Raw genomic sequence first — 23747 nt, 5'->3', positions numbered from 1 at the left:
GCCGAGCCAGCAGGGCGCGGCCGGTTGGGAGACTGCGCGCTTGGTGCTCCTGCCCCCCGTTAGATCGAGCGCCCAGTGCCCAAACGCCTTTCCTTTCCGCGTGGCCGGAACAATCTTGTCGCGACTTTGTCCGATGCGGACCGGGCGGCGATCGAGCGTTACCTGACGCCGGTGGACCTGGACCGCACGACCGTGCTGGAGGACCCCGGCAAACCCATCGGCAGGGTCTATTTCCCCTTCGAGGGCGTCGGGTCGATCGTCGCGAGCGGCCATGACAACCGGCGGATCGAGGTCGGGCTGTTCGGCCGGGAGGGGATGTCGGGCACCGCCGTGGTGCTCGACGGGGACCTGTCCCCGCATGAGACGTTCATGCAGCTTTCCGGCCATGGCCTGGCCATCGAGGCCGGCCGGCTGCGCGACGCGATGGAGGCGCGTCCCTCCCTGCGGCGGCATTTCCTGCGCTACGTCCAGTCGCTGCTGACCCAGACCACCCATACCGCGCTGTCGAACGGCCGCGCCAAGCTGGAGGAGCGCCTGGCGCGGTGGCTCCTGATGTGTCACGACCGGATCGACGGCGACACGCTGGAGCTGACCCATGAGTTCCTGTCGGTCATGCTGGGGGTCCGGCGCGCGGGCGTCACGGTCGGAACCCATATCCTTGAGGGCAACGGCCTGATCCGGGCCAGCCGCGGTCAGATCACCATCCTGGACCGGGAGGGGCTGGAGGCGGAGGCGCAGCAGTCCTACGGCATCCCCGAAGACGAATACGCGCGGCTCTTTCCGTAGGCCCGGTGCCGCCCCCGGACCCGCGCGGCGCCGTCCCGGGTCCGGTCAGCCGGGCGGCAGGTCGATCTCGAACACCGCGCCCGGACCGGGACGCACGCGGACCCGGCCGTTCAGCCTGTCGATGGCGGAGGTGACGATGGACATCCCCAGCCCCGACGACTCGTCCGGTGCGAACCCCTCCGGCAGTCCCGGCCCGTCGTCGCCGATCTCCAGATGCAGCCCGTCCGCGCCGTCGCCCCGCGTCGTGACCGTCATCCCGGCGGCCTTTCCGTCGCGGGTGGCGTGTTTGGTGGCGTTGATGGCCAGTTCCGTCAGGACGATGCCGATCTGCCCGACGACCTGCGCGGACACCTGCGCGTCCGTCGGCCGGATCTCGACCGCCATGCCCAGGCTGTCCTCGATATTCCTGGCGAACGGGGCCAGATAGCCTGACAGGCTCACGGTCCGGTTCGGCGCGTCGTGGCTGATCTGGCGGTGGAGCCGCGCCATCGCCGCCAGCCGCACCCCCACGCTGTCGAGCGCGGCGCGGGCGGATGCCGCGTCGGTGATGCCGCGCCGCTCCCGGCGCAGGATGATCGCGGCCAGTTGCAGGGTATTGGCGACCCGGTGATTCGCCTCGGCCCACCGCCAGTCGGTCGGCGCCGACTGTCTCGCGTGGCCCGGACCCGCGCAGGTCCATCCGTCCGAACCCGTCTCCCGCATGAAACCGATGCCCCCCAACATGAATAGCGAAACAGGAGTCGGCTTCAATATATCGCCTGGCCGCGGGACACGCGCATTCGTGCGAAATCGTATAATACGGGCGCGGTCTTGGCAGGCCGGACGCCCGATTGCCGGACGGTCACCGCGCGCCCCGCTCACCCGGCCTTTACCCCGGGCGCGGCATGACCCGCCCCGAGAGCTCTTGCGCGCCGGGCCTACATCCCGGCGCGGTCGATCCAGGGGGACGGTTCATCGGCCGTTCCATGTCCACGATCACGCGGCCGGTCTGGCACCCGGTTCGCGCGGGCAGTCCATTCGGGATCGCTTCGGGACCGGCGCCGTCCCTCCCCATTCCCCCCCGCGACCCGGCCCGCCGCCAAGGCGGTGCGCCGGGCCGCAGGCATGTCCGCCCTTTGGGAACGACCGCAGGCAGGCGGCGTTCGGGTCCCATGGCCTATTCCTTCAAGCCGTCGGATCGGTCCGTCCGGGACGGCGTGATCCGCATCGCGCGGGACCAGATCGACACCGGCATCGCCGAGACGGCGGACGACGCCCTTTCGCCGGCAGACCGCATCCATCAGGCGCGCAAGCGCTGCAAGAAGCTGCGCGGCCTGATCCGCCTGGTCCGCCCCGCCTTTCCCGATTACGCGGCCGAGAACGCGGCCTTCCGCGACGCGGCGCGGCGGCTGTCGGACATCCGCGATGCCGCCGCCCTGGTCGAGATCTGCGATGCGCTGAAGGATCATTTCGACGACCAGCTTGCCGAAGAGGCCTTTGCCGGCATCCGCGGCCATTTCGCCGCGCGGGCGCGGCAGCTGGAGACCGGCCCGGAGGCCGCGGCCGGGCTGAGCCGTCTTTGCGCGGACCTGGAGGATGCGCGCCGCCGCACCCCCGGATGGGCGCTGACAGAGGATGGCGCGGGGGCGGTGACGGGCGGGCTGGCCAAGACCTACCGCCGCGCCCGGAAGGCCATGGCGGCGGCGCGAAAGGACCCGACCGGGCAGACCCTTCACGCCTGGCGCAAGCGCGTGAAGTACCACTGGTATCACCTGCGCCTGCTGAAATCGGTCTCACCGGTGATCGCCGCCGCGGTGGACGAGGCCGACCGCCTGTCCGACCTTCTGGGCAGGCATCACGATCTTCACGTCATGGAAAGCGCCCTGGACGACGCCGGCGAGATCGCCGACGCGGCGGCGCTGGAGGCGTTCCGCGGTCTTCTGCACGCCCGCCGGGCGCGGCTGGAAACGGCGGCCTTCGACCGGGGCGGGGCGCTCTTCCGCGAGCCGCCCGATGGTCTGGCCGCCCGCTTCGGCGGCTACTGGGAGGCCTGGGCGGCCCATGCCTGACCGCGCACCGTCCCGGCGTGCGCCGGACCCGTCCACGTCCGGGGAACACCGGTCCGGCGCGGCCATCGCCCGGTCGGCGGGGACAGCGGCCGCGCTGGCGTCGGGCGCCGCCTGGCCGGGCGGGACCGCGAAGGATCGGACGCCAGCCGGTCCCTATACGGTCACGCCGGCCGCACCGTCCGGCTCCGTCCCGCCACCGTCATCGTATCGGAACGGCCCGCCGGATGGATGGGGTACCGGTCCGGCGCCGCGGCCGCGTGTCAGTCCAGCGCCATGGCGGCATTGTAGTAGGCCGGGTCGTCGGTAACCTCCGCGCCCAACCAGTCGGGGCGGTGGAACGGGGCGTCCTCGCCGGGCAGTTCGATCTCGGCCAGGATCAGGCCGTTCTCGAACGTGTCCACCTCCCATGTCAGCCCGCCAGACAGCACCTCGTGCCGGCGCTTGCGGATCTGCCGGCCCTGACCCATCTGCGCCATCGCCCGCGCGTCCTCTACGGAGATCTCCCATTCGAACTCCGCCCGCGAAGCCCCGGCGCGGCTGCCCTTGACGGTCAGCGTGGCGCGCCGGTCGTCCTCGATCCGCACCCGCACCGCGGCCGCGGCGGTCCGGGCGAGGTAGACCTGCCTGATGTCGCGCACACGGCTCACGGCCTCGCGCCAGCCCGCGCCCGTGACCAGAAACTTCCGTTCGATCTCAACGGCCAAGGGGTGCGCTCCGGCAGGTCCTTTCGGTCCGCCGCAGGCCGCCCCGGCGCGGCAGGGGCCGACCGGCGTTTGCCCCGCCGGCGCAGCGCATCGCCCCGACGGCGCCGGTCCGCGGCGAGACAAACAGCATGGGCAGGATCCTTTCCGCGAAGGGACCGACGCTCTGGATCTGGCGCCGGGACGGGCGCGGACAAGCCCGATCGCAAGGCCTTGCACTTTCGACTGACGTTGCGTCAGAGATGGCCGCATGACGGCCGGGGCCCAAAGCCCATGGCAACGACATGATGGAACAGGGCAGCTCCGGCGCGATGGGCGGCGCGCCAGTCGGACGGGTCGCTCGCGGCCCTGCTTTTCCCCGCGTCATAGGCGATGCCGCCTGAGGCCTGGCCGATGACCGCCGTCACCGCCCGGATCATCCTGGGCATGATGAAGGCGACGGGCTTCCCGTCCATGTGGATCTCCGGCGCCGCGACGACGGCGATGATGCACGCGGTCGGCGTGTCGGTGTCCGAGCGCACAAATGACGGCCGCGCGTTCCGCGACTTTCGCCCAGGTGGCCACTATCGGCGGCGTCGGCTGTCCAACGCGCTGCGGGCCTCTTGCCGGAAAAAACCACGACATGGAAACCGGCTTTTCCGCGGGATGCTTCTGCGCGGTCCGATCGTCGCGGTCATGCTGCCGCTCAACGGGCCGTTGGGCGCGGGGGATCCTTCCCGCCGGCAGGATCGCCGTGGACGAACCGGCCGGTCCGTGATGCAGGAGACCTCGAACCTCGGCGCCATGGACCGGGCCGGGAAGCGCGTCGGCAGGATCATCTCCGTCACCGCGTTCCCGTGGATCACACGGTCCTGGCCGACATACGCCATGGGGCCGGATTTCACCGACGCCATGATCGGCATGGCGGCGCTCCTTTTGTTCGCCATCGCCCCGGTGGACCACGGCACGGCGACCTTCGCCGGACCGGGGGGGGCGGCGTGCGGCATCTTCTGGCGGGCGCAGTGCCGAACGGGATGGGCGCCGCGCGCATCGTCCTGGTGTTCGTTTTCGCTGCACCGCTGATCGTTGGCCTCGCGCCCCGTGGGGCTGGGCAACTTGCCCTCGGGCGGGCGGCGCGGTAGCAGGCCTGCGTCATCCAAAGGGGGCCGCCATGGACGATCTGCGCGCGAAATACCTGTCCCGGATCGGCGACGCCTCGGACGAGGCAGCGCTGGAAGAGGTGCGCCTGGCCGCCATCGGCAAGAAGGGAGAGGTCAGCCTCGCCATGCGCGAACTGGGCCGGATGACGGCAGAGGAACGGCAGCAGGCCGGCCCGCGCCTGAACGCACTGAAGGCCGAGATCACCTCGGCCCTGGCCGCGCGCAAGGCGGCGCTGGAAGACGCGGGCCTGGAGGCGCGGCTGGCGGAAGAATGGCTGGACGTGACCCTGCCGGGCCGACGGTCCGGGCGCTCGGTGGCGACGGGCTCCGTGCATCCGGTCAGCCAGGTCTGGGAGGAATGCACCGCGATCTTCGCCGACATGGGATTCCGCGTCGCCGAAGGGCCGCAGGTCGAGAGCGACTGGTACAATTTCGACGCCCTGAACATCCCCGACCACCACCCCGCCCGCGGAGAGATGGACACGTTCTACATGGCCCGCGCGGACGGCGACACCCGCCCGCCCCACGTGCTGCGCACCCATACGTCTCCGGTGCAGATCCGCGCGATGCAGGAGACCGGCGCGCCGATCCGCATCATCTGTCCGGGTCGGGTCTACCGCGCCGATTACGACCAGACCCACACGCCGATGTTCCACCAGATCGAGGGGCTGGCGCTGGACCGCGACATCTCCATGGCGAACCTGAAATGGGTGCTGGAAGAGTTCTTCTCGGCCTATTTCGGGAAATCGGTCAAGACCCGGTTCCGCGCCTCGCATTTCCCCTTCACCGAACCCTCGGCCGAGGTCGACATCCAGTGTTCCTGGGAAGGCGGCACCGTGAAGGTGGGCGAGGGCGACGGCTGGCTGGAGGTGCTGGGCAGCGGCATGGTGCATCCGCATGTGCTACGCGCCGGCGGCGTCGACCCAGCAGAGTGGCAGGGCTTCGCCTTCGGCATGGGTATCGACCGGATCGCGATGCTGAAATACGGCATCCCCGACCTGCGCGCCTTCTTCGATTCGGACCTGCGCTGGCTCCGCCACTACGGATTCGGTGCCTTGTCGGTGCCGACGCTGCGGGGTGGGTTCTAGTGAATGACTGGATACCGGTAATCACAGCTCTTATCGCTGTTCCGGGTGCCGGAGTTTTATATTGGAACCAAAAGCGCCTAGATGTCAGATCCCGCTTGATTGTATGGCCGCTTTTTGAAGAGCCTTGGCTTTTGGCGATGCCAGTCCTTGAGGGCGTCGATAGGCGTTCTGCCCTTCAGGACGGATTGCGGGAGCTGGCCGTTGTAGAGGCGGACATAGCGCAGGATCGTCTGCTCAAGGTCCTCGCCTGATCGGAAGCGATGACTCTGCAGGACGTCCTCGATCCGCCCGTTGAAGCGCTCCACCATGCCGTTGGTTTGCGGCCGCATCGGTGGTGCGAGGCGATGCTCGATCCCGAGGTCGGCACAGAGGCGGTCGAACTCGTGGTTGCCCGTGGCCGCGCGCTTGCGCAGGCCGAACAGCCGGTCGGTGAACTCCTTGCCGTTGTCGGTGAGAACACGTGTGATCTTCATCGGCGCGGCGCGCTCCAGGTCACGCAGGAAGCGGCGCGCGTTGGCGGCCGTCTTCGCTGGGTAGATGCGGACGAAGACCCATCGGGTCGCACGGTCAATCGCCACGAAGAGGTAGCGTCGCCGCTGCTCGTCCGGCATCTGCGGCAGGTATTTCACGTCGACATGCAGATAGCCGGGCTCATAGGCCCTGAAAGGCTTGTGCGCAGGCTTCGGCGCCTTTGGTGTGAGGTCGCGGAGCTTGCTCACCCCATGTCGCCGCAAACAGCGATCCAGCCCGGAGCGCGAGACGTTCGGGTTCAGGAACTCGCGAACGACGGACAGCAGGTCGTCGAGCGGCAACAGCAGAGCCTTCCGCAACGCTACGGCAACCGCCTCCTGGGCAGGGGTCAGCGTCGTCTGCAGCCTGTGCGCGGTGTGGCTGTGGTCGTGAACGCCATCCCGCTTGCGCCACTTCCAGACCGTCTGTTCGGAGATGCTGTAGCGCTCCGCAACCATCCACGCCGGCTCATCGCTCGCCTGCATCGCAGCTCTGATCCTGGGTGTCGTCGTCGCCTGCTTGTGAAGAGAGATCAGCATGATCGTCCCCCATCCCGAACCTCACGCAGAAACGACCTTGCCATGAAGAGCGCAGACCGGCGAGAGTCTATGTGATCGTYCGGGACTGAACACCTACTGATTAAAAGTCAGTTTCCGCGACCAAACGATCCCCAACCATCAAAAACTATCTACGCTCCAAATAGTCTTTCACTAGAGCATGATGAGATTAGCTTGAAGCGTATCCAGTATTGGCGAGGTAGTTCGCGCACTCCTGTGGGGCTCTGTTGCACAAAGCTTTTAATACCCGAGATTCCCCTTTCCCCGGACGGATTCATCCCACGGCCTCTGTGACAGGGATGCCAAGGGCGGTGTAGCCGTTCATGACGGCGATGCGGACCTGGACTTCCGCGACTTGTCGGTCGAAGTCCCGCGCCATGAGGCGCTGCCCCAGCAATTTAACGCAGTGCATCTTGGTTTCGACGCGGCTTCGGCGGTGGTATCCGCTCCAGTTTCGCCAGATCGCGCGACCGAGATATTTCGAAGCTCGCAGGGCCTCGTTTCTGGCCACGGCACCCGCAGTGACGGTCTTCCACGGCTTGGCGTTCTTGCGGGGTGGGATGACGGCATTCGCCCCGCGGTCAGCGATGGCGTCGTGGCATTTGCGGGTATCATAGGCACCGTCTGCAGTGACGCTGCCGATCGCCTCGTCCGCCGGAATCTGGTTGAGCAGATCGGGCATCACCGGCGCATCACCGATGTGGCTTCCGGTAATCTCGAGCGCCCGAACCTCCAGCGTTTGGTCGTCGATCCCAAGATGGATCTTGCGCCAAACCCGCCGCTTGGGCCCACCATGCTTGCGTGCGTTCCACTCGCCTTCACCCTCGACCTTGATGCCCGTGCTATCGATCAGGAGATGCACTGGGCCGTTGGAGCCACGATACGGGATGTTCACGGCCAGCGTTTTCTGGCGGCGCGATAGCGTGCTGAAGTCGGGCACCGCCCAGTTCAAACCGATCAGACGCAACAGGCTCTCGACGAACCCGGTCGTCTGGCGCAACGCCATGCCAAACAGAACCTTCATCGTCAGGCATGTCTGGATGGCGGTATCGCTGTAGGTTGGCTGTCGGCCGCGTTTGCCGGTCGGCGCAGCATCCCAGATCATCTCTGGGTCAAACCAGATCGTCAGCGAGCCACGGCGCTTGAGCGCTTCATTATAGGCCGGCCAGTTCTTGGTCTTGTAGGTTGGCGGTGTGGGTCTGCTCATGTCGTCCAGCTACCACGCTGGACTCACGACATGAATCCCTCACCGGATTTGTGCAACAGAGCCGCTGTAGGGTATCATGACCTTTTCAAACTCGGCATGGTGGATGATCCTCATGGGGACATTGACCAAGCGACAACAACTATTTTCACCGTACGGAGATGTCGAAGATCTTGTCAGAGTATGCTACCTTAAGATGACGTCACAAGCGGAGGGCTTGGCCATGAGGCGAATAGTGATTGCAGGGGAGCGAAGGGAGTTGGAAGTTAATAATTCCAAACTACTTGCCTCAGTATCTCCAGAAATATTCCAGTCTATTGATAGTCCTTCGGACGACATATCCATACCTGACTACGAGCTTCCTAGCAAAACTGCTCAGTCATCCAACCCAGTCGTATTCTTTAAAGAACATTGGCACGAATACGCAAGATATGTACAATCGCATACCAGAATATGGCTAAGAAAAGCAGGAGATTGGCAGATAACAACCAAGTTCAGTAACGGGCATCGGACCTTAAAACAGCATATGTCTATTATCCTTTCGGTCCTTACGAAAGATGGGAAATATTTGTTTCGTGCACGGCATGAAGTTGATCTTGCGGCATCAGGATTCGGAAGTGCCAATGAGTACACATCTGACACTCTAGGTGCCATCAGCTCTAAGGCGGCAAGCCTAGCACATGGCACGGCTTTCTCTGCATCTGGAGTTACGAGCAAGATACTCCAAATAGCTGAAGATCAAGAGCCTTGGCTCGAAGTCGGGGATTAACATGGTCGTACGGAACAGATACAGCCATTTTCTCATAACGCTAGATTCGCCAAAAATCTCAGCTTGTTCGCTACTTCGGGAAACCATCTCATGATATCTTTAGCATTACATAGAAGCGCTATTATCTTAGTCGCGTTGATATCTTTCCAAGCCATCCCTGCTCATTCGCAGTATGCCACTGGCTGTGGAAAATTCCTAGGAGATCAGGTATATATTGTATATTTTAGACTCACTAAAGCGGGGAATGATATCATCCTCATCGGACCGAACTCTAGCATATGGGATAAAGATAATCCGACCCAATACACAACCGAAGAGGCATCGTACATCATAACTGGACTTGACTGGGGCAAATTCAACGACAGGAGTCAACTGATTTGTGGTGATGATGTATTCGTCCGAGACGATTACGTTAGTATCCGACATGGGAATAATTTAGATCTGTTTACTCTTCTAGGTAACTCGAGCGGAAGTATTGCGAGAATTGATGTAAGACTTGAGGACGGACAACAACATGGAATTATTCATACCGATCGAGGTCCGCTTATAAAGTTCGGACAAAATAAAGACGTATACATACAGTACTGCTTTGACGGTCAGGATTGGACATCCTCCGATGTCCATAGATCATCTGGGCAAAACCTGAACTATCCTTGTAATGAGGATGCCGTTGTATTTTTTGATGGAAGTTCCATCGCATTTGACCCTCCGCGCCCCATACAAACGGATCCCGACGCCGTAAGAAGAGAAATCGAGTGCTTCAATACTCCTGGCTGTGTTCCGAGATAGGAGTTTTTGCGTCCTCTTGAGGCGGGAAAAGCGGAACGGTTCGAGCGTGCCGCACGGGTCGGTAGCAGCGTTCCTTAACGACGCCGATTCTAGATGCTGACGGAACGTTATGAACGACCCCATGGCCACCAGCTCCGCCGCTTCGGTGCCGGGGCTGCGAGTAGGGCCGTTACTCGTTCTTCCGAGCGATCCAACCGTCCCCGAAGATCCTCGATCGTCTCGGTCATCTGCTGCCTCTGCTCCTCAAGGCTGAAGCCTCGCGATTGAGCGACTGCCAGCTCTCTCTCTAGTTCAGCGATGCGCTCCAAGGCGCTGGTTTCCAACGCAACAGAGCGGTGTTGCGTATTGTTGCTTTGACCCCTTGGCGCATCGCGTTGCGCCGTTGCGGGTGGGAACATGCGGTGCAGCTCGGCCGGGTCGATCTCATACGCGCCTGAGTCATTTTTAGTTGCAGAAATCTTGCCGTTCTTGACGGCACGCTGGATCGTTGTCTTGTTCTTGCCGGTCGCCTTGGCGGCATCTGCGAGCGAGTATTTCATGGTGTTGCGCAACGTCGCATGCAGCATGTTGCGCAACGATCCGGCGCATCACTCATCGTATTTACCCTCGTCGTGCCGGGAGTCGTGCGTCGCAGGCAGATCATGCTCCATCCCGGGGAACGGCGGCTCTGACGGTGGGGCCAGGCCAGGGCCAGTGGGGAGCTGCTGCTCGCCACGTCCGATGGAAGGCACGCGGCGCAGGGGCTCTTGATGGCCGATCTGATCCCGGTCCGGCTGTTCCTCGTCCGAGACCACTACGGACGCGCTGAACAAGCTGTAGCGGATTCCGTCGCGCTTGCCGGTCCAAGCTACGCGGTCGTTGATGACGTAAGCGTTCACGGTGCCGTTCTGACCGACCTGACGGACCTCGATCCATCGGTCTTCCACGAGGACCGTCAAGGCGCGCTGGACTGTCCGACGCGAGGTCTTGGTCAGGGCCATCAGTGTGTTCTGGCTGACTACTACGGCGTTGTGGGGACCGACCCGTGCGACAAGGACGTGCATGAGCTGCGCCGCCTTCGGAGCCTTGGCGATGAGGGCCCCCCATGCCTCATGGGCGGCCCTTTCCGTCTGGACCCAATTGCCCCCGCGAGTGGACGTATTTGGAAGCTGCTGCATGTGGCGCGCCCCTGCGTCGCTTATGACCGATTTTCGGTCACAGAAGCCCACATCCTGACAGAGGAAGCAAGCAAGAATTACGTCACCCGTGACCGAAAACTGGTCACAAAAGGCGCACCCCTGCGTCACCAGCTATGACGCACCCCTGCGTCACCAGCTATGACGCACCCCCCCCCCTTAAGTAGTTGATTCCAAAGGCCGCAGATTTTGCGCCTTCTTATGATCTATAGGAGGGCAAAAAATCCACGCCCGAACGGACGCGAGCGCCCCTAAGGAGCTGGCGAACGGCCGGGCGGGGGTGGAGTTTTTGCTCGACGCGGGCGACGCAGGAGCCCGCCCATCCGTCCTCGCAAGGCTCGATCCGCCGCAGGTCGCGCGGATCGCTTCGCACAAGCGGAACGCTGACCGGATGGGGTGGGTCAGGCAGGGAGGGGAAGGGTTATCCACATTCAGAGCGTTGCGCCGGTGGAGACCAAGCAATGCTGAGAAAGCGTGTGGGCTGCTGAAAGGCGCTACAGAGCTTCAGGAGCGTCCCCTTGGGCAGGGGAGGGAAGGAAAGCCCAGGACGCCTGTGCGGTCGTCGGTGGCGCTCTCAGCGGCTTCTGAAAAGATCAGGCTTTGCGAGGCTGTTCACCGGCGCTTCGCCGCAAGGCCTCGGCCAGCTCAGGGAAAGCGTCGGCAAAGGGTTTGGCCTGGGCGAGCTGCTCATCGGTGGAGTCCTCGTCATCCGGGTCGGCGGCGATCATTGCTTGGATGCGGGCCTCCTCCGCATCGGAGACCGGCGGGACGGGTTTGCGTCGGTTGGTCATAGCAGCGCCTTTCCTTGCGGCTGGCGGGCCGTATCGAGATTACGGAGATGGCCCCAATAACTGTTGCGATCGGATATTTCCAACCCCGCTCACTTCCGCTAACGTGTTCGTACGTACACAACTCAGCACAGCGAGTCGATCATGGCCGCCAGCACCACGATGACGATCCGTCTCGATCCGCAGGTGAAGGAAAAGCTCGGGCGCCTGGCGCAGGACACGAAGCGCAGCCGGTCGTTCCTGGCCGGTGAAGCCGTCGGGGCTTATGTCGATCGCGAGCTGACGATCATCGACGGGATCCAGCGCGGCCTCGCGGACATGGAAGCCGAGCGCGTCGTTCCGCACGAGGATGCGGTTGCCGAGCTTCAGGCCGTGATCGACGCCGCATCCGACAAACCTGCGTGACACGCCGGATCAACTGGTCTCGTGAGGCCCTGGACGACCTCAAGGGCGAGGTGGCCTATATCGCCGCCGATAACCCACGAGCGGCTCAGCAAGTCTCGGACACGCTCACCAGAACCGCCGCCGCTCTGTCCGACATGCCCACGGGACGTCCCGGACGGGTGACTGGCACCTACGAGAAGACTGTCACGGGTCTGCGCTACATCATCGCCTATGCCCTCACGGGAGACCCGGACCACGGCGTTGTCACGATCCTTCACGTGATCCACACATCGCGAGACTGGCAGCCCGAGAGCTGGCCACGCTGACATCGCTTTCCACTGTGTCCAGCAACTGAACAACGTCCTTGCCGCCGCGGTTTTTTTTTTAGCCAGCATACTCATGTGGCCACGCTGCGCGCGGTCACATGAGTGCTGTCGAGGGGAGGCGTTGCCTCCCCTTCGAACCCCACCGGGGCACCGTGGGCGCCCAAGAGAACCGCCCTGACGGGCGGTCGGCCCCCTGGACTGCCCAGCTTTGTGGGGCGGCAGTCCAGGGGGCCGGGCCAAGCGGAGAGGACGGAGCTTGAGACGCCGATGTGGGTGAAGATCCGAGCGACGGAGGAGCAGCGCGCTCGCTGGCACGCGACGGCCGAGGCGCGGGGCGTGTCGCTGTCGGAGCTGGTGCGGCGGAGCCTCGACGGTGTGCGTGCGGTGCGCCGGCGGCACCAGCCGCGCCGGGTGGACCCCGAGTTGCTGCGGGAGCTGGCGCGGATCGGGAACAACCTCAACCAGCTCGCCCGCTGGGCCAACCGCGAGAAACGCGGGGCCGATGCGGTGGCGGTGGTGGCGCGGCTGATCGAACTGGACCGGGAACTGGCGCAGCTGCGCCGCGCACATGAAGTATCCGCTGCGCCGGAGCCGGAGCCGCGGCGATGCTGATCAAGTTCATGGGCGGGCGCGGCGGGGGCGGTCCGATCGCCGCCTACCTGGTCGATGCGTCCCGCGCGGGGCGCGAGGAGGCGGCACCGGAGGTTCTGCGCGGCGACATCGAGCGGACTCGCGAGCTGATCGACAGCATCGACCGCAAGTGGACCTACACGACCGGCGTCATCAGCTTCGCCATCGAGGATGCGCCCGACGAGGACCAGCAGCTTGCGGTGATGGACGATTTCGAGCGGCTGGCCTTCGCCGGGATGGATCCCGAGCAGTATGACATCACCTGGGTGCGCCACAGCCATACGGAGGGCGGGCGCACCGAGTTGCACTTCCTGACGCCGCGCATGGAGCTGACGAGTGGCAAGGCGCTGAACATCGCGCCGCCGGGCTGGGAGCGCAGCTATGCGCCGCTCAGAGACGCCTGGAACCATGAGCAGGGCTGGGCGCGGCCCGACGACCCCGACCGCGCCCGCAGTGTCCAGCTGGACCGCCAGACGCCGGAGCGGGCGCAGACGCGGGAAGCGGTCACGGCGTTCCTGGAGAACCGCATCGTCGCGGGCGAGATCGAGGACTGGGTCGGGATCGTCACGGCGCTGGAGGATGCGGGGTTCGAGATTCCGCGCCAGGGCAAGGATTACATCACCGTGGCCGATCCGGAGACGGAGGCGCGGTTCCGATTGAAGGGGCGCATCTATGAGCAGAACTGGACCCGCGCGGGCGAACTTGACCGCGCAGCTGCAAGAGAAGCTGCGCCAGGACCGGGAGCAGATCGAGGCGTTGACCTCGAGCGAGCTCAAACAGCTCGCCGAGAGCTTGAGCAGATCGTCGCGGGCCGCGCTCGACGCCATGGAGAGCGATACGCGCGAGAGGTTGGCGCGGATGCGGCGCGAAATGGACGAGATCGCGACCCGGCAGAGGCGCTGGCCGCTCTGGACCGCCTTGAGCTCGGCGGTGATCGCGCTCTCGATCTTTGCCTTGCTGTGGATGGCCACGAGCTGGGCGCGGTCCGATCTGAGGACGGCGCTGAGGGAGAGATACGAGGCACGCCAGTTGCTGGACGATCTGCGGGAGCAGACACGGGGCATGACCCTGCAGACCAGCTCGGCGGGGCGGACCTACGTGGTCGGGCCCGAGGGGTCGGAGGGGAACGTCTGCAACGGGATGCCCTGCATCGGACTGCCGGAGGACTAGAGGACGATGAACAACCTGACGACGTTCGAGCGGGCGCTCTTGGCCGAGTTCGAGAGCTTGGCCGAAGCCTGCGCGAGATCGGGGCAAGTCTCGGCCGATACGGCCGAGCGGCTGTCGAAGGCGTCCGATCATTTCTCGGGGCAGATCGGGATGCTCAGAAAGAGGCAGACCGCGCTGGAAGAACGCTTGAGCGCTGTGACCACGGCCTTGAACGAACAATCGCGGCAAACCTTGAGCTTGATCAAGCAGGTGAACGCGTTGCTGCGCGAACGCGGGAACTAGAGCACGAGCACAGCATCGAGCGGGACAGCGGGTATGGGTTGGGGCTGTAGGGGGCTCTGTTGCACAAAGCTTTTAATACCCGAGATTCCCCTTTCCCCGGACGGATTCATCCCACGGCCTCTGTGACAGGGATGCCAAGGGCGGTGTAGCCGTTCATGACGGCGATGCGGACCTGGACTTCCGCGACTTGTCGGTCGAAGTCCCGCGCCATGAGGCGCTGCCCCAGCAATTTAACGCAGTGCATCTTGGTTTCGACGCGGCTTCGGCGGTGGTATCCGCTCCAGTTTCGCCAGATCGCGCGACCGAGATATTTCGAAGCTCGCAGGGCCTCGTTTCTGGCCACGGCACCCGCAGTGACGGTCTTCCACGGCTTGGCGTTCTTGCGGGGTGGGATGACGGCATTCGCCCCGCGGTCAGCGATGGCGTCGTGGCATTTGCGGGTATCATAGGCACCGTCTGCAGTGACGCTGCCGATCGCCTCGTCCGCCGGAATCTGGTTGAGCAGATCGGGCATCACCGGCGCATCACCGATGTGGCTTCCGGTAATCTCGAGCGCCCGAACCTCCAGCGTTTGGTCGTCGATCCCAAGATGGATCTTGCGCCAAACCCGCCGCTTGGGCCCACCATGCTTGCGTGCGTTCCACTCGCCTTCACCCTCGACCTTGATGCCSGTGCTATCGATCAGGAGATGCACTGGGCCGTTGGAGCCACGATACGGGATGTTCACGGCCAGCGTTTTCTGGCGGCGCGATAGCGTGCTGAAGTCGGGCACCGCCCAGTTCAAACCGATCAGACGCAACAGGCTCTCGACGAACCCGGTCGTCTGGCGCAACGCCATGCCAAACAGAACCTTCATCGTCAGGCATGTCTGGATGGCGGTATCGCTGTAGGTTGGCTGTCGGCCGCGTTTGCCGGTCGGCGCAGCATCCCAGATCATCTCTGGGTCAAACCAGATCGTCAGCGAGCCACGGCGCTTGAGCGCTTCATTATAGGCCGGCCAGTTCYTGGTCTTGTAGGTTGGCGGTGTGGGTCTGCTCATGTCGTCCAGCTACCACGCTGGACTCACGACATGAATCCCTCACCGGATTTGTGCAACAGAGCCTAAAAAATCCTGAAAAATCCATCAAAAAAAGATGGAAACGAACAGAGCAGGCCGAACAGTGCAAGATATCCGCAGCCGAAAGTTCCGCCGGTCCGTCCGGGCCTGCCTGATCCTGGCGGTCGCGGCCGTCGTTGCGGGCTGCGGCTCGACCGGTGCGGTCAAACCACGCGCCGCGCTTCCCGACGACGTGCCGGACGTCCCCCCCGGCAGCGAGATCGAGGCGGCGCGCGCCGCCTTCCAGACCGGAAACTTCGGTTTTGCGGCGCGGTTCTTCGAGAAGGCGATGCGTGCGGAACCCAACGATATGGAGGCCTGTCTGGGGCTGGCCGCCTCTTATGACTGGCTCTACCGCTTCGATCTGTCCGATCCGGTCTACGCTGCGTGCGGCAAGATCGAGGGCGACCGCTTTCTCTATTTCAACAACGTCGGTTTTTCGAACCTTCTGCGCGGTGAGCTGGGCAAGGCATCGGTCAACTTCGGGCAGGCGAACGCGCTCCGGCCGGGCCATCCGGTGGTCGCCACCAATCTGCAGATCCTGCGCGATGTGTCGGATGGATAGCCGCCGCGCCGCGCGGGCGGGTCTTTTACGGCGTGGCGTGTTGGTCGCATGTCTCGCGGCGGGGGCCGCGCTGCTTCCGGCAGGCGCGACCCCTGCACAGGGCAAGGGGTCCACGGCGCTGACCCTTGCGAATCTTTACGCCCAGAAAATCCTTCTTCCGGTGGGGCAGTCCCGCGTCTTCACGACCGATGGCGACATCGAGCGGCTGGTCGTCGGCGATCCCGAGATCGCGGATGTGGTGCTGACCTCTCCGCGCTCGTTCTACGTCCTCGGGCGCGGGCTGGGTCAGACCAATCTCCAGGTGTTTTCGGGCGGCGATTTTCCCACCGGATTGGTCGATCTGGAGGTTACCGTCGACACCGTTGACCTGGCCACCGCCCTTCGTCAGGCCGCGCCGGGCGCGGACATCAGGGTGCAGTCGGTGAACGGACGGTTGCGGCTTCACGGCACGGTGCCCGATGCGCCGACCCTGGACCGGGTGCTCCAGATCGCAGAGCAATACGGGTCCGATGCGGTGATCAACGCGCTGCAGGTGACCAGCCCGCAACAGGTCTTTCTCGAAGTGCGCATCATCGAGGCGTCCCGGAACGCGGGCCGCGATCTTGGATTCAACGTCAACGTGCGGGACGGGGACGGCAACCGGTTCAATTCGGGCACCGGTCAGCTTGGCACCGGTATCGCCTTCGGAAGCTTTCTGGCCACTCTGCTGTCCAGTGGAACCGAGGTTGACGTGCTGATACAGGCGCTGGAACGGCGCGGACTCGCGCGCAACCTGGCCGAGCCGACGCTTGCCGCCCTTTCCGGCGAGACGGCGAGTTTCCTGGCCGGCGGCGAGGTTCCGATCCCGGTGGCCGAAGCCGACGGCCAGGTGTCCGTCGAGTACAAGGAATTCGGCGTCCGTCTCAGCTTTACGCCGGTTGTGCTCGGCAATGGGCTCATCAACCTTACGCTCGAACCCGAAGTGAGCCAGATCGATCTGACCACAACCTTCGATACCGGTCTGGTGCAACTGCCCAGCTTCTCGACCCGGCGCGCCAGCACCACGATCGAACTTGGCGATGGGCAGAGCTTTGCGATCGCCGGCCTTTTGCAACGCAACAACACGCGCCGCCAGGACCAGTTGCCATGGATCGGCGATGTGCCGATCCTGGGGGCCCTGTTCCGCTCTGCCTCCTTTCAGAAAGAGGAAACGGATCTGGTCATCATCGTCACCCCCACGCTCACCCGTCCGGTCAGGTCCGCACGCGCGCTTTCGACACCCCTGGACACCAGTGTTCTGACCGACGAGAGAACCTTTTTCCTTTACGGCAAGGCGGAAATGACCCGCGGAGAGCTTGAGCGCAAGATTCGCCGGCGCGGAATAGACGGGCCTTTCGGCCACGTGATCGCACCTGATGCCTATGTCCCGGAGCCCGGCCGTGTCGACAAGTAGGCTCCTTGCCGCGGGCCTGGCTCTCCTTGTGCCGGTCGGCTGCGCCCGTCCCATGGGTTCGACGGACGGAATTTTCCCGGATGCAGGTGTCGCGCCCCGCCACAACGTCGCGATTCAGACCGCTGATCCCTTCGCCGGCCAGCGACCCGTCCCGAATCCGGGCGGCGACGGACAGCGCGTAGCTGCGATCATCGAACGATACCGAAGCGGGGCGCCGGCCCTACCGGTCCAGGACAACGCGCCGCCGGACGGCGCACCGCGCTAGCCGTCATTCGACGATCGTCACCTTGCGGTTGACCAGCACATCGCGCGTACCGGCGGCCTGACAATCGACCGACAGTTCTGAATTGCCAGTGAAGGTGATGCGGTCCACCACGATCTGCGTGCAGCCGCCCGCGCCCCCGAAGTTGCCGGAGTACTCCACGCTGGCGGCCGGGGCATAGACAGCACCGTCCAGGATCGATGCGGCATTTCCGTTGATCCGATGGGTTACGCCGACGTCGCCGCGGCTGCCGAAGATGATGACGCCTGCGAACGGCCCGCTCTTCGGAGCTTCGAGGTCAAGCGTGGCGCCGCCGTTGATGACCGCGCGCGCACCATTGGCCAAATAGAACGTGATGCCGCTGCCGCGTGCCACGGTTTTGGAGCGCAGTTCGAAGTCCCCGCCGTCGACGATGTAGAGGCCGGGATCGAGATCGACGGTGCCCAAGAGCTTCAGCCCGCCGCAGAACCGCATGGATTTCACGCCGCTAGGATGGTTCTCGACCGGTGTGAGCCGGGTCGATCTGTTGTTCTTGCCCACGTTGGAGTCGGGCTGGCAGGTCCCCGTGACGGCCGGCTCGGGCATACTGGCATAGGGATCGGCCGTGACGGGGGCTTGTTCGTTGGGTGCCGCGCAATCGGTCAGCGTGAGATTGCCGGTCGCGCTCACGCCACCGACCGCGTGCACGCACCCTGTACTAACCACCGCCGCACCACCCGACATCAGGAAGCTGTTGGAGGCGTTCGAGTTCGAGGCGATATCGCAACCCGTGAAGCGGACCTCGCTCGACCCGGAGACAGTCACCGCGCCTGCCGAGGTGGGCGACAGGGCCAGCAGGCAGGCAGGTGATCCGCCGGTTACCGCGGCGACCGCGCGGGCGCCGATATCGACGGGCGTGGCGATGAAGAGCTTTGAAAAAGAGCGCGGCTGTTCCCGGGTCAGCCAGACCTCGACGGCGGAGGGATCGGCGGCGTAGGCGCCGGTGGAGGGGGGAGCGGTCAGCGTGAGCGTTCCCATCCCGCCATCGAACCCGGACGCCAGGGCGATGTCGCGGGCGCTGGCCTCCAAGGACGCGGTCAGCCCGCCGCCGCGCAACGCGATTCCGCCGGCATGGGCCGACACGTCCGCGGCGTTCTGCAACTTGCGTTGCTCGAGATACCAGTAACCGGCCTCACCGCCGAGTGCGAAGCCGCCCACGACCAGCGGCAGGGCCAGCGCCGCGGTGATCGCGATATTGCCGGCCTCTGCGCCACGAAACGCGCGCAGGAACCGGTCGCACCGGGGCATCAATCTCCGCACGAAATCGCGCAACCGTTCCAATTTACATCATCTCCATGATCGCGGGTGAGATGATCACCGCAAACAGCACGGGCAGAAAGAACAGGATCATCGGCACCGTCAGCTTGGGCGGAAGCGACGCTGCCTTCTTCTCGGCCATCGACATACGCTGGTCGCGGCTCTCCTGCGCCAGGACCTTGAGAGCGCGGCCAAGGGGCGTGCCGTGCTTTTCCGCCTGGATCAGGCTCGTGACAACGCCACGCACTGCTTCCAGGTCAGTGCGCCGCGCCAGCCCTTCGTAGGCCGTGCGCCGATCCTGCAGGTAAGCCAGTTCGGCGGTCGTCAGGCTGAGTTCTTCGGCCAGCGTCGGACTCGAACCGCCGATCTCTTCGGCCACCTTGCGAAAGGCCCCCTCGATCGGCATTCCCGATTCCACGCAGATCAGCATCAGGTCGAGCGCGTCAGGCCAGTTGCGCCGTATCTCGCCCCGTCGCTTGGTCACGATGTTCTTGAGATAGAGAGCAGGTCCGCCGTAGCCCGCCGCGGCCGCGACAAGCCCGATCAACAGATGCACCGGCGCCGGGTATGGTAGGTTCAGCACGACCATGCTGTAGAACAGGGCCACCACACCGAAGAGCGTCATCATGATGATCCGCAGCGCAAGGAACTGGATCACCGCCCGCCGTCCGCGGAAGCCGGCCTGGTGCAGCCGCTGCGCGATCCCGGCGTCCTCAAGCTTGGCGGACAGGTTGAATGTCTCGACGATCACCTGATAACCGCGGCGCGGAGCGTTGCGGCGCAGCTTTTGCGTCTCGGTCTCGACCTGATGCTCGGCGCGTGCCCGCGCGGCAAGCCGACTGCGGGCATGGGCCACCGACGCAAGGCGCCGCCCCAGCGTGTCGCGTCGCAGGAACGGCAGCGCCGCGGCAACCACGCCCGCCGCGCCGGAAACAGCCGCGACGACAGGGACCATCCGCTCCGGGTTCTCGACGATGTTCGCGATCATGTCCAACATCTCAGAAATCGAAGTTGATCATCTTGCGCATCACCAAAATGCCCATGCCCATCCAGAGGCCGGACGCGACCAGGACCATGTTGCCCGTCGTCTCCGTGAAGAGGACCGAGATGTAGTCGGGGCTGGTCAGCGACATGATCCCCGCCACCAGGACCGGCAGCGCGCCGATGATCGCCCCGGACGCCTTGGCCTCGGAGCTCATCGCCTTGATCTTGTCGCGCATCTTGTTGCGCTCCCTCAGGACGTTCGAGAGGTTGCTGAGCGAGTTCGACAGGCTGCCGCCGGTACGGGCCTGGATGGTGACCACGATGGCGAAGAAATTCGCCTCGCTCAGGGGGACGCGCTCGGCGAAGCGCTGGATAGCGTCGCTCATCGGCAAACCGACATTGAGATCGTTGAGGATCTTCTGGAACTCGGCCTTCAGCGGGGCGCGCGTCTCCTGCGCGATGACATGGAGACAATCGCGGAACGGCAGGCCGGATTTCACACCGCGCACCACGATGTCGATAGCCGTCGGGAATTCGGTCATCATCGACTTCATCCGCCGCGTCTTGCGGACCGAAAGCATCAGATTGGGCAATCCGACACCGCAAGCCAGCGCAAAGCCGATCGGAACCACCGTGCCGCCGCCGACGATCAGACCGAACGCAAGTCCGCAGACACCGAGTCCCGCAGAGACCACGAAATATCGCGTCTTGGACCATCCCAGACCCGCTTCGCGCAACCGGCGGATCAAGATCCGTCGGTTGCGCGTCCGGCGTACCTCTTCGATCTCGCGCAGTGCGTCCTTGACCGACCGCTGGGCAGGTGCCTTGCCGTCGTCGGAGCCGTCGGACGCAGCCTCGAACTCACGCGCGATCGCCTCGACCCGCCGCGACGTCGCGGTGCTCCGCGAGAGGCTCGGCCAGGCGAACGCCATCAGCAGTCCGCCCACGGTCAGGACCGTCAGGCCGGCGATGAGGATCGGAGCCAGGACGGCAAGGCTGGTCATCTCAGGCATCGAGCTCGCGCCGCATCACGCGCGGGTCCGAATCGTCGAGCGCCTTGGTGAGCCGCGCCTGCTCGTTGTAGTAGACCGCCCGGTCCCAGAAACCCGGCCGCCCGGATCCGTTGGCGCGGTGACGCCCGGTGATCTTGCCGTCCTCGCCCTCTCCGGTGATCTCGTACTTGAACAGATCCTGCGTGGTGATCACGTCCCCCTCCATTCCCAGAACTTCGGTGATATGGGTAATGACGCGGCGACCGTCGCGCAGCCGCGAGGCCTGTACGATGACGTCGATGGACGACACCATCATCTCGCGTATCGTGCGCGGCGGCAGGCTGACGCCCCCGACCGAGATCATCGATTCCAGCCGGCTGAGCGCCTCGCGCGGAGAGTTCGCGTGCAGCGTGCCCATCGATCCGTCATGGCCGGTGTTCATGGCCTGAAGCAGATCGAACGCCTCGGCGCCGCGAACCTCCCCCACGATGATGCGTTCCGGGCGCATCCGCAGGCAGTTCTTCACCAGGTCGCGCATGGTGATCTCACCCTTGCCCTCGATATTGGCGGGCCGCGTCTCCAGCCGCACCACATGCGGTTGCTGAAGCTGCAGCTCCGCGGCGTCCTCGCAGGTCACGATCCGTTCGTCGGCGTCGATGGAACGGGTCATGCAGTTCAGCAGCGTCGTCTTCCCCGATCCGGTCCCGCCGGAGATCACGGTGTTGCAGCGCACACGCCCGATGATCCGCAGGATCTCCGCCCCTTCCTCGGTGATCGAGCCGAAGCCGACCAGGTGCTCCAGCGTCAGCTTGTCTTTCTTGAACTTGCGGATCGTCAGGGTCGGCCCGTCGACCGCGAGCGGCGAAGCGATCACGTTCACGCGGCTTCCGTCGGCCAGACGGGCATCGCAGATCGGCGAGCTCTCATCGACACGGCGGCCGACCTGACTCACGATCCTCTGGCAGATGTTGAGCAGATGCTCGTTGCTTTGAAAGCTGACGTCGGTCTTGAGGGTCTTGCCCTCGACTTCGATGAAAATGTCGTCCGCGCCATTGACCATGATGTCGGATATGTCGTCGCGGCGCAGCAGCGGCTCCAGCGGACCGTATCCGAGCACATCGTCCACGATACTTTCGATCAAGGCCTCCTGATCGGCGACCGACAGGGGGAGTTTCTTTTCCTCGATGATTTCCGTGGCGATGGCGCGGATCTCGACCGCGGCCTCCTGCCGGTCGGTCTGCGCGATGCGCGACAGCTCCACCGCGTCCACGAGGGCGCCGAAGACCTGCGCCTTGACCTTGAAGAATTCGGAGCGCCCGTCGCCGGCTTTCGCGGCTCCCTTCGGCTGCGGCGTCTGGCGCGGCTCGACGGCGCGCGGGGCGGGATCCGCCTGCGGTACGGCGACCGTGGCCGCGACCGGTGCCGGCCTGTCGCCTGGCTGCGCGCGTCCGAATGGCACGGTCTGCTCCTTCATGATTCGTATCGTGGTTCCGGGGGGCGGTCATCCGGCCCGGCGCAATACGCCGGACCGGCATTGTAATGCCGGCCCGGACGGCATCCGGGACGGCGCCTTGCTGCGGCCTCAGGCCTTCGGCGTCAGCGCGGTCGTCAGCTTCCCGAAGGTCGCGGTCAGCTGCGGCCCGAGAGCCGTCATCGCGGCGACGACGACCAGCGCCACGCCGGCCGCGATGAGGCCGTATTCGATCGCCGTGGCACCCTTGCGGTCCGAAACCATGAGACGGGCGTCGATCAGAAGTCTGGAGATGATGAGAAGCATGTTGCACCTTTCCGTTTGTTTGAACTGCTGAGAGCTAAACCTGCTCCGCCCCAATAAATCGTTGATATAAGCGGTTGAATTTGATGAGGTTCGTGCGGCAGGGCCTCCGGCAGAGGCGTGCGGTGGGCGGCAACGGCCCGAAAAAACTGAAAAAACGCGTGGGTTAACGGCTTGTGAACCAGATGCGAATCTAGTGTCCCGAACCGCTGGTCTCATCGGAGTTTTTCCATGGCCGACCCCCGTCCGGCGCGCCGGAGCACCTGTCCTAAGGTCGCTGCCGCGCTGATTCTATGCGCGCTCGGCGGCACCGCCGCGGCGCAGGACGCCGCCATCCGCGGCCCGTCCTATGCAAGCCCGCGATCGCTCGCCAAGGGCGAGGCCCGTGTGGTATCGGTCTTCAATCCGTTCGAGACGGTCATCGTGGGGGATCCCGCGGTCATCGCGACATCGGTGGTCAGCGATACGCGGCTGGTCCTGACCGCCCGCGCCGCGGGCCGGACCAACATCATCCTGCTCGGCGCGGACGGAGAGGTTCAGGCCCGCTGGGATGTCATCGTCTCCGCGGAACGCGGTCACCGCGCCACCGTGCATCGCGGCACGGCACAAACCAGCGTTCTGTGCGATCCGGTCTGCCGGCCGGTCCGCGATCTCGAAAACACCGGCCCCTGATCCGTGGCGGAGCCGGACCCCGGGATCGGCGGCGACAGCGCAGGGCAGCGATCGCGCGGGACCCCGGCCCCGTGTCCCATATGTCGAGATTACCCGGAGAAACGGCCGGAACCGGATCGACCATCGATCCCGAAACCCATGGCATGTGCGTTGGAGATGGTGGAGCCGATCGGGATCGAACCGACGACCTCGTCATTGCGAACGACGCGCTCTCCCAACTGAGCTACGGCCCCACTGGCGCGCTGCGTGGACGAAACCCGGAGGCTTGTCAAGATCGCGAAAGGACCGCGATCCCTCCTTGTCATCGGCTCCGGGATCGGTCTGGAGT

At 64.7% G+C, this 23747-nt stretch carries 25 protein-coding genes and 1 tRNA gene; 12 read left to right on the top strand and 14 right to left on the bottom strand.

The window, feature by feature from the left end; genetic code table 11:
- Positions 1-75: 75 nt before the first annotated feature.
- The gene (locus KW83_RS13010) at positions 76-786 is read left to right on the top strand and encodes a Crp/Fnr family transcriptional regulator (RefSeq protein ID WP_036179555.1); all 711 of its coding nucleotides are present in this window, start codon (positions 76-78) and stop codon (positions 784-786) included.
- A gap of 45 nt (positions 787-831) precedes the next feature.
- Here the strand turns inward: KW83_RS13010 and KW83_RS13005 are convergent, their stop codons facing one another.
- Positions 832-1488: a sensor histidine kinase gene (locus KW83_RS13005; protein WP_161785500.1), complete on the bottom strand. Its 657-nt coding sequence runs from the start codon at positions 1486-1488 to the stop codon at positions 832-834.
- Between the two features lie 449 nt (positions 1489-1937).
- Between KW83_RS13005 and KW83_RS13000 the strand changes: the two genes are divergently transcribed.
- On the top strand, positions 1938-2834 hold the full coding sequence (locus KW83_RS13000; protein ID WP_036179549.1) for a CHAD domain-containing protein: 897 nt from the start codon (positions 1938-1940) through the stop codon (positions 2832-2834).
- A gap of 260 nt (positions 2835-3094) precedes the next feature.
- On the opposite strand, the gene KW83_RS12995 is transcribed toward KW83_RS13000, so the two are convergent.
- Positions 3095-3538, bottom strand: coding sequence for a CYTH domain-containing protein (locus tag KW83_RS12995; RefSeq protein ID WP_036179546.1), 444 nt, complete (start codon positions 3536-3538; stop codon positions 3095-3097).
- Between the two features lie 390 nt (positions 3539-3928).
- Here KW83_RS12995 and KW83_RS12985 point away from each other — a divergent pair, with 390 nt between their 5' ends.
- On the top strand, positions 3929-4597 hold the full coding sequence (locus KW83_RS12985) for a hypothetical protein (RefSeq protein ID WP_152563587.1): 669 nt from the start codon (positions 3929-3931) through the stop codon (positions 4595-4597).
- A gap of 88 nt (positions 4598-4685) precedes the next feature.
- Entirely contained in the window at positions 4686-5762 is a 1077-nt protein-coding gene (gene pheS / locus KW83_RS12980) for a phenylalanine--tRNA ligase subunit alpha (RefSeq protein WP_036179538.1), read from the top strand.
- A gap of 77 nt (positions 5763-5839) precedes the next feature.
- Here pheS and KW83_RS12975 read toward each other — a convergent pair whose 3' ends face one another.
- Positions 5840-6811 carry an IS481 family transposase gene (locus KW83_RS12975; protein WP_036172908.1) on the bottom strand — a complete coding sequence of 324 codons (972 nt, stop codon included), beginning with the start codon at positions 6809-6811 and terminating at the stop codon, positions 5840-5842.
- A gap of 292 nt (positions 6812-7103) precedes the next feature.
- Positions 7104-8036, bottom strand: coding sequence for an IS5 family transposase (locus tag KW83_RS12970; RefSeq protein ID WP_036172902.1), 933 nt, complete (start codon positions 8034-8036; stop codon positions 7104-7106).
- 76 nt (positions 8037-8112) lie between these two features.
- Between KW83_RS12970 and KW83_RS20640 the strand changes: the two genes are divergently transcribed.
- Positions 8113-8802, top strand: coding sequence for a hypothetical protein (locus KW83_RS20640; protein WP_161785499.1), 690 nt, complete (start codon positions 8113-8115; stop codon positions 8800-8802).
- Positions 8803-9698: 896 nt separating this feature from the next.
- On the opposite strand, the gene KW83_RS20635 is transcribed toward KW83_RS20640, so the two are convergent.
- The 3 genes from KW83_RS20635 to KW83_RS12960 form a co-directional block, all read right to left on the bottom strand.
- The gene (locus KW83_RS20635) at positions 9699-10157 is read right to left on the bottom strand and encodes a hypothetical protein (protein WP_152563585.1); all 459 of its coding nucleotides are present in this window, start codon (positions 10155-10157) and stop codon (positions 9699-9701) included.
- A 21-nt stretch (positions 10158-10178) separates the two neighbouring features.
- Positions 10179-10571, bottom strand: a complete 393-nt coding sequence (locus KW83_RS12965) for a hypothetical protein (RefSeq protein ID WP_235191425.1) — start codon at positions 10569-10571, stop codon at positions 10179-10181.
- Between the two features lie 788 nt (positions 10572-11359).
- The gene (locus KW83_RS12960; RefSeq protein WP_051928496.1) at positions 11360-11557 is read right to left on the bottom strand and encodes a hypothetical protein; all 198 of its coding nucleotides are present in this window, start codon (positions 11555-11557) and stop codon (positions 11360-11362) included.
- A gap of 141 nt (positions 11558-11698) precedes the next feature.
- Between KW83_RS12960 and KW83_RS12955 the strand changes: the two genes are divergently transcribed.
- The 4 genes from KW83_RS12955 (at position 11699) to KW83_RS20025 (ending at position 14396) form a co-directional block, all read left to right on the top strand.
- Positions 11699-11959: a CopG family ribbon-helix-helix protein gene (locus KW83_RS12955; RefSeq protein ID WP_036179535.1), complete on the top strand. Its 261-nt coding sequence runs from the start codon at positions 11699-11701 to the stop codon at positions 11957-11959.
- Positions 11956-12264: a type II toxin-antitoxin system RelE/ParE family toxin gene (locus tag KW83_RS12950; protein WP_036179532.1), complete on the top strand. Its 309-nt coding sequence runs from the start codon at positions 11956-11958 to the stop codon at positions 12262-12264. The genes KW83_RS12955 and KW83_RS12950 overlap by 4 nt, the downstream gene beginning before the upstream one ends.
- Before the next feature lie 267 nt (positions 12265-12531).
- A complete protein-coding gene (locus tag KW83_RS19240; protein WP_051928495.1) occupies positions 12532-12876 on the top strand; it encodes a MobC family plasmid mobilization relaxosome protein in 345 nt (114 codons plus the stop codon).
- Positions 12870-14396, top strand: a complete 1527-nt coding sequence (locus KW83_RS20025; RefSeq protein ID WP_081904605.1) for a relaxase family protein — start codon at positions 12870-12872, stop codon at positions 14394-14396. Before KW83_RS19240 ends, KW83_RS20025 begins: the two co-directional genes overlap by 7 nt.
- 56 nt (positions 14397-14452) lie before the next feature.
- Here the strand turns inward: KW83_RS20025 and KW83_RS12930 are convergent, their stop codons facing one another.
- A complete protein-coding gene (locus KW83_RS12930) occupies positions 14453-15385 on the bottom strand; it encodes an IS5 family transposase (RefSeq protein ID WP_036179525.1) in 933 nt (310 codons plus the stop codon).
- Between the two features lie 121 nt (positions 15386-15506).
- Between KW83_RS12930 and KW83_RS20985 the strand changes: the two genes are divergently transcribed.
- Together KW83_RS20985 and KW83_RS12920 are read left to right on the top strand one after the other, a co-directional pair.
- On the top strand, positions 15507-16007 hold the full coding sequence (locus KW83_RS20985) for a hypothetical protein (protein WP_051928494.1): 501 nt from the start codon (positions 15507-15509) through the stop codon (positions 16005-16007).
- Between the two features lie 40 nt (positions 16008-16047).
- Entirely contained in the window at positions 16048-17439 is a 1392-nt protein-coding gene (locus KW83_RS12920; RefSeq protein WP_051928493.1) for a type II and III secretion system protein family protein, read from the top strand.
- 268 nt (positions 17440-17707) lie between these two features.
- Here the strand turns inward: KW83_RS12920 and KW83_RS12915 are convergent, their stop codons facing one another.
- The 5 genes from KW83_RS12915 to KW83_RS12895 form a co-directional block, all read right to left on the bottom strand.
- A complete protein-coding gene (locus tag KW83_RS12915; protein ID WP_051928492.1) occupies positions 17708-19021 on the bottom strand; it encodes a pilus assembly protein TadG-related protein in 1314 nt (437 codons plus the stop codon).
- Between the two features lies 1 nt (position 19022).
- Positions 19023-19985: a type II secretion system F family protein gene (locus KW83_RS12910; protein WP_081904614.1), complete on the bottom strand. Its 963-nt coding sequence runs from the start codon at positions 19983-19985 to the stop codon at positions 19023-19025.
- Positions 19986-19995: 10 nt separating this feature from the next.
- Positions 19996-20994 (bottom strand): type II secretion system F family protein, encoded by a 999-nt coding sequence (locus KW83_RS12905; RefSeq protein WP_200879687.1) that lies wholly within the window; start codon positions 20992-20994, stop codon positions 19996-19998.
- On the bottom strand, positions 20987-22447 hold the full coding sequence (locus tag KW83_RS12900) for a CpaF family protein (RefSeq protein WP_036179516.1): 1461 nt from the start codon (positions 22445-22447) through the stop codon (positions 20987-20989). The genes KW83_RS12905 and KW83_RS12900 overlap by 8 nt, the downstream gene beginning before the upstream one ends.
- Positions 22448-22555: 108 nt before the next feature.
- Positions 22556-22750: a Flp family type IVb pilin gene (locus tag KW83_RS12895; RefSeq protein ID WP_036179513.1), complete on the bottom strand. Its 195-nt coding sequence runs from the start codon at positions 22748-22750 to the stop codon at positions 22556-22558.
- Positions 22751-22978: 228 nt separating this feature from the next.
- Between KW83_RS12895 and KW83_RS12890 the strand changes: the two genes are divergently transcribed.
- Positions 22979-23419: a pilus assembly protein N-terminal domain-containing protein gene (locus tag KW83_RS12890; protein WP_036179510.1), complete on the top strand. Its 441-nt coding sequence runs from the start codon at positions 22979-22981 to the stop codon at positions 23417-23419.
- 157 nt (positions 23420-23576) lie between these two features.
- Here KW83_RS12890 and KW83_RS12885 read toward each other — a convergent pair.
- Positions 23577-23652, bottom strand: a tRNA-Ala gene (locus KW83_RS12885).
- Positions 23653-23747: the final 95 nt, after the last annotated feature.

This window comes from Palleronia rufa, from assembly GCF_000743715.1.
Classification (GTDB): domain Bacteria; phylum Pseudomonadota; class Alphaproteobacteria; order Rhodobacterales; family Rhodobacteraceae; genus Palleronia; species Palleronia rufa.
Note: the sequence above shows the minus strand (reverse complement) of the source record. Positions and strands in the feature narration are given on the sequence as shown.

Excerpts from the sequence above, each read along its gene's own strand:
- KW83_RS12895 (WP_036179513.1), bottom strand. The coding sequence starts at position 22,750 with ATGCTTCTCATCATCTCCAGACTTCTGATCGACGCCCGTCTCATGGTT.
- KW83_RS12970 (WP_036172902.1), bottom strand. The coding sequence starts at position 8,036 with ATGAGCAGACCCACACCGCCAACCTACAAGACCAAGAACTGGCCGGCC.
- KW83_RS12955 (WP_036179535.1), top strand. The coding sequence starts at position 11,699 with ATGGCCGCCAGCACCACGATGACGATCCGTCTCGATCCGCAGGTGAAG.
- KW83_RS12910 (WP_081904614.1), bottom strand. The coding sequence starts at position 19,985 with ATGATCGCGAACATCGTCGAGAACCCGGAGCGGATGGTCCCTGTCGTC.
- KW83_RS20025 (WP_081904605.1), top strand. The coding sequence starts at position 12,870 with ATGCTGATCAAGTTCATGGGCGGGCGCGGCGGGGGCGGTCCGATCGCC.
- KW83_RS12890 (WP_036179510.1), top strand. The coding sequence starts at position 22,979 with ATGGCCGACCCCCGTCCGGCGCGCCGGAGCACCTGTCCTAAGGTCGCT.
- pheS (WP_036179538.1), top strand. The coding sequence starts at position 4,686 with ATGGACGATCTGCGCGCGAAATACCTGTCCCGGATCGGCGACGCCTCG.
- KW83_RS12905 (WP_200879687.1), bottom strand. The coding sequence starts at position 20,994 with ATGCCTGAGATGACCAGCCTTGCCGTCCTGGCTCCGATCCTCATCGCC.
- KW83_RS12975 (WP_036172908.1), bottom strand. The coding sequence starts at position 6,811 with ATGCTGATCTCTCTTCACAAGCAGGCGACGACGACACCCAGGATCAGA.
- KW83_RS12965 (WP_235191425.1), bottom strand. The coding sequence starts at position 10,571 with ATGGCCCTGACCAAGACCTCGCGTCGGACAGTCCAGCGCGCCTTGACG.
- KW83_RS13000 (WP_036179549.1), top strand. The coding sequence starts at position 1,938 with ATGGCCTATTCCTTCAAGCCGTCGGATCGGTCCGTCCGGGACGGCGTG.
- KW83_RS12985 (WP_152563587.1), top strand. The coding sequence starts at position 3,929 with ATGACCGCCGTCACCGCCCGGATCATCCTGGGCATGATGAAGGCGACG.
- KW83_RS12960 (WP_051928496.1), bottom strand. The coding sequence starts at position 11,557 with ATGACCAACCGACGCAAACCCGTCCCGCCGGTCTCCGATGCGGAGGAG.
- KW83_RS12900 (WP_036179516.1), bottom strand. The coding sequence starts at position 22,447 with ATGAAGGAGCAGACCGTGCCATTCGGACGCGCGCAGCCAGGCGACAGG.
- KW83_RS13005 (WP_161785500.1), bottom strand. The coding sequence starts at position 1,488 with ATGCGGGAGACGGGTTCGGACGGATGGACCTGCGCGGGTCCGGGCCAC.
- KW83_RS19240 (WP_051928495.1), top strand. The coding sequence starts at position 12,532 with ATGTGGGTGAAGATCCGAGCGACGGAGGAGCAGCGCGCTCGCTGGCAC.
- KW83_RS20635 (WP_152563585.1), bottom strand. The coding sequence starts at position 10,157 with ATGCTGCATGCGACGTTGCGCAACACCATGAAATACTCGCTCGCAGAT.
- KW83_RS20640 (WP_161785499.1), top strand. The coding sequence starts at position 8,113 with ATGACCTTTTCAAACTCGGCATGGTGGATGATCCTCATGGGGACATTG.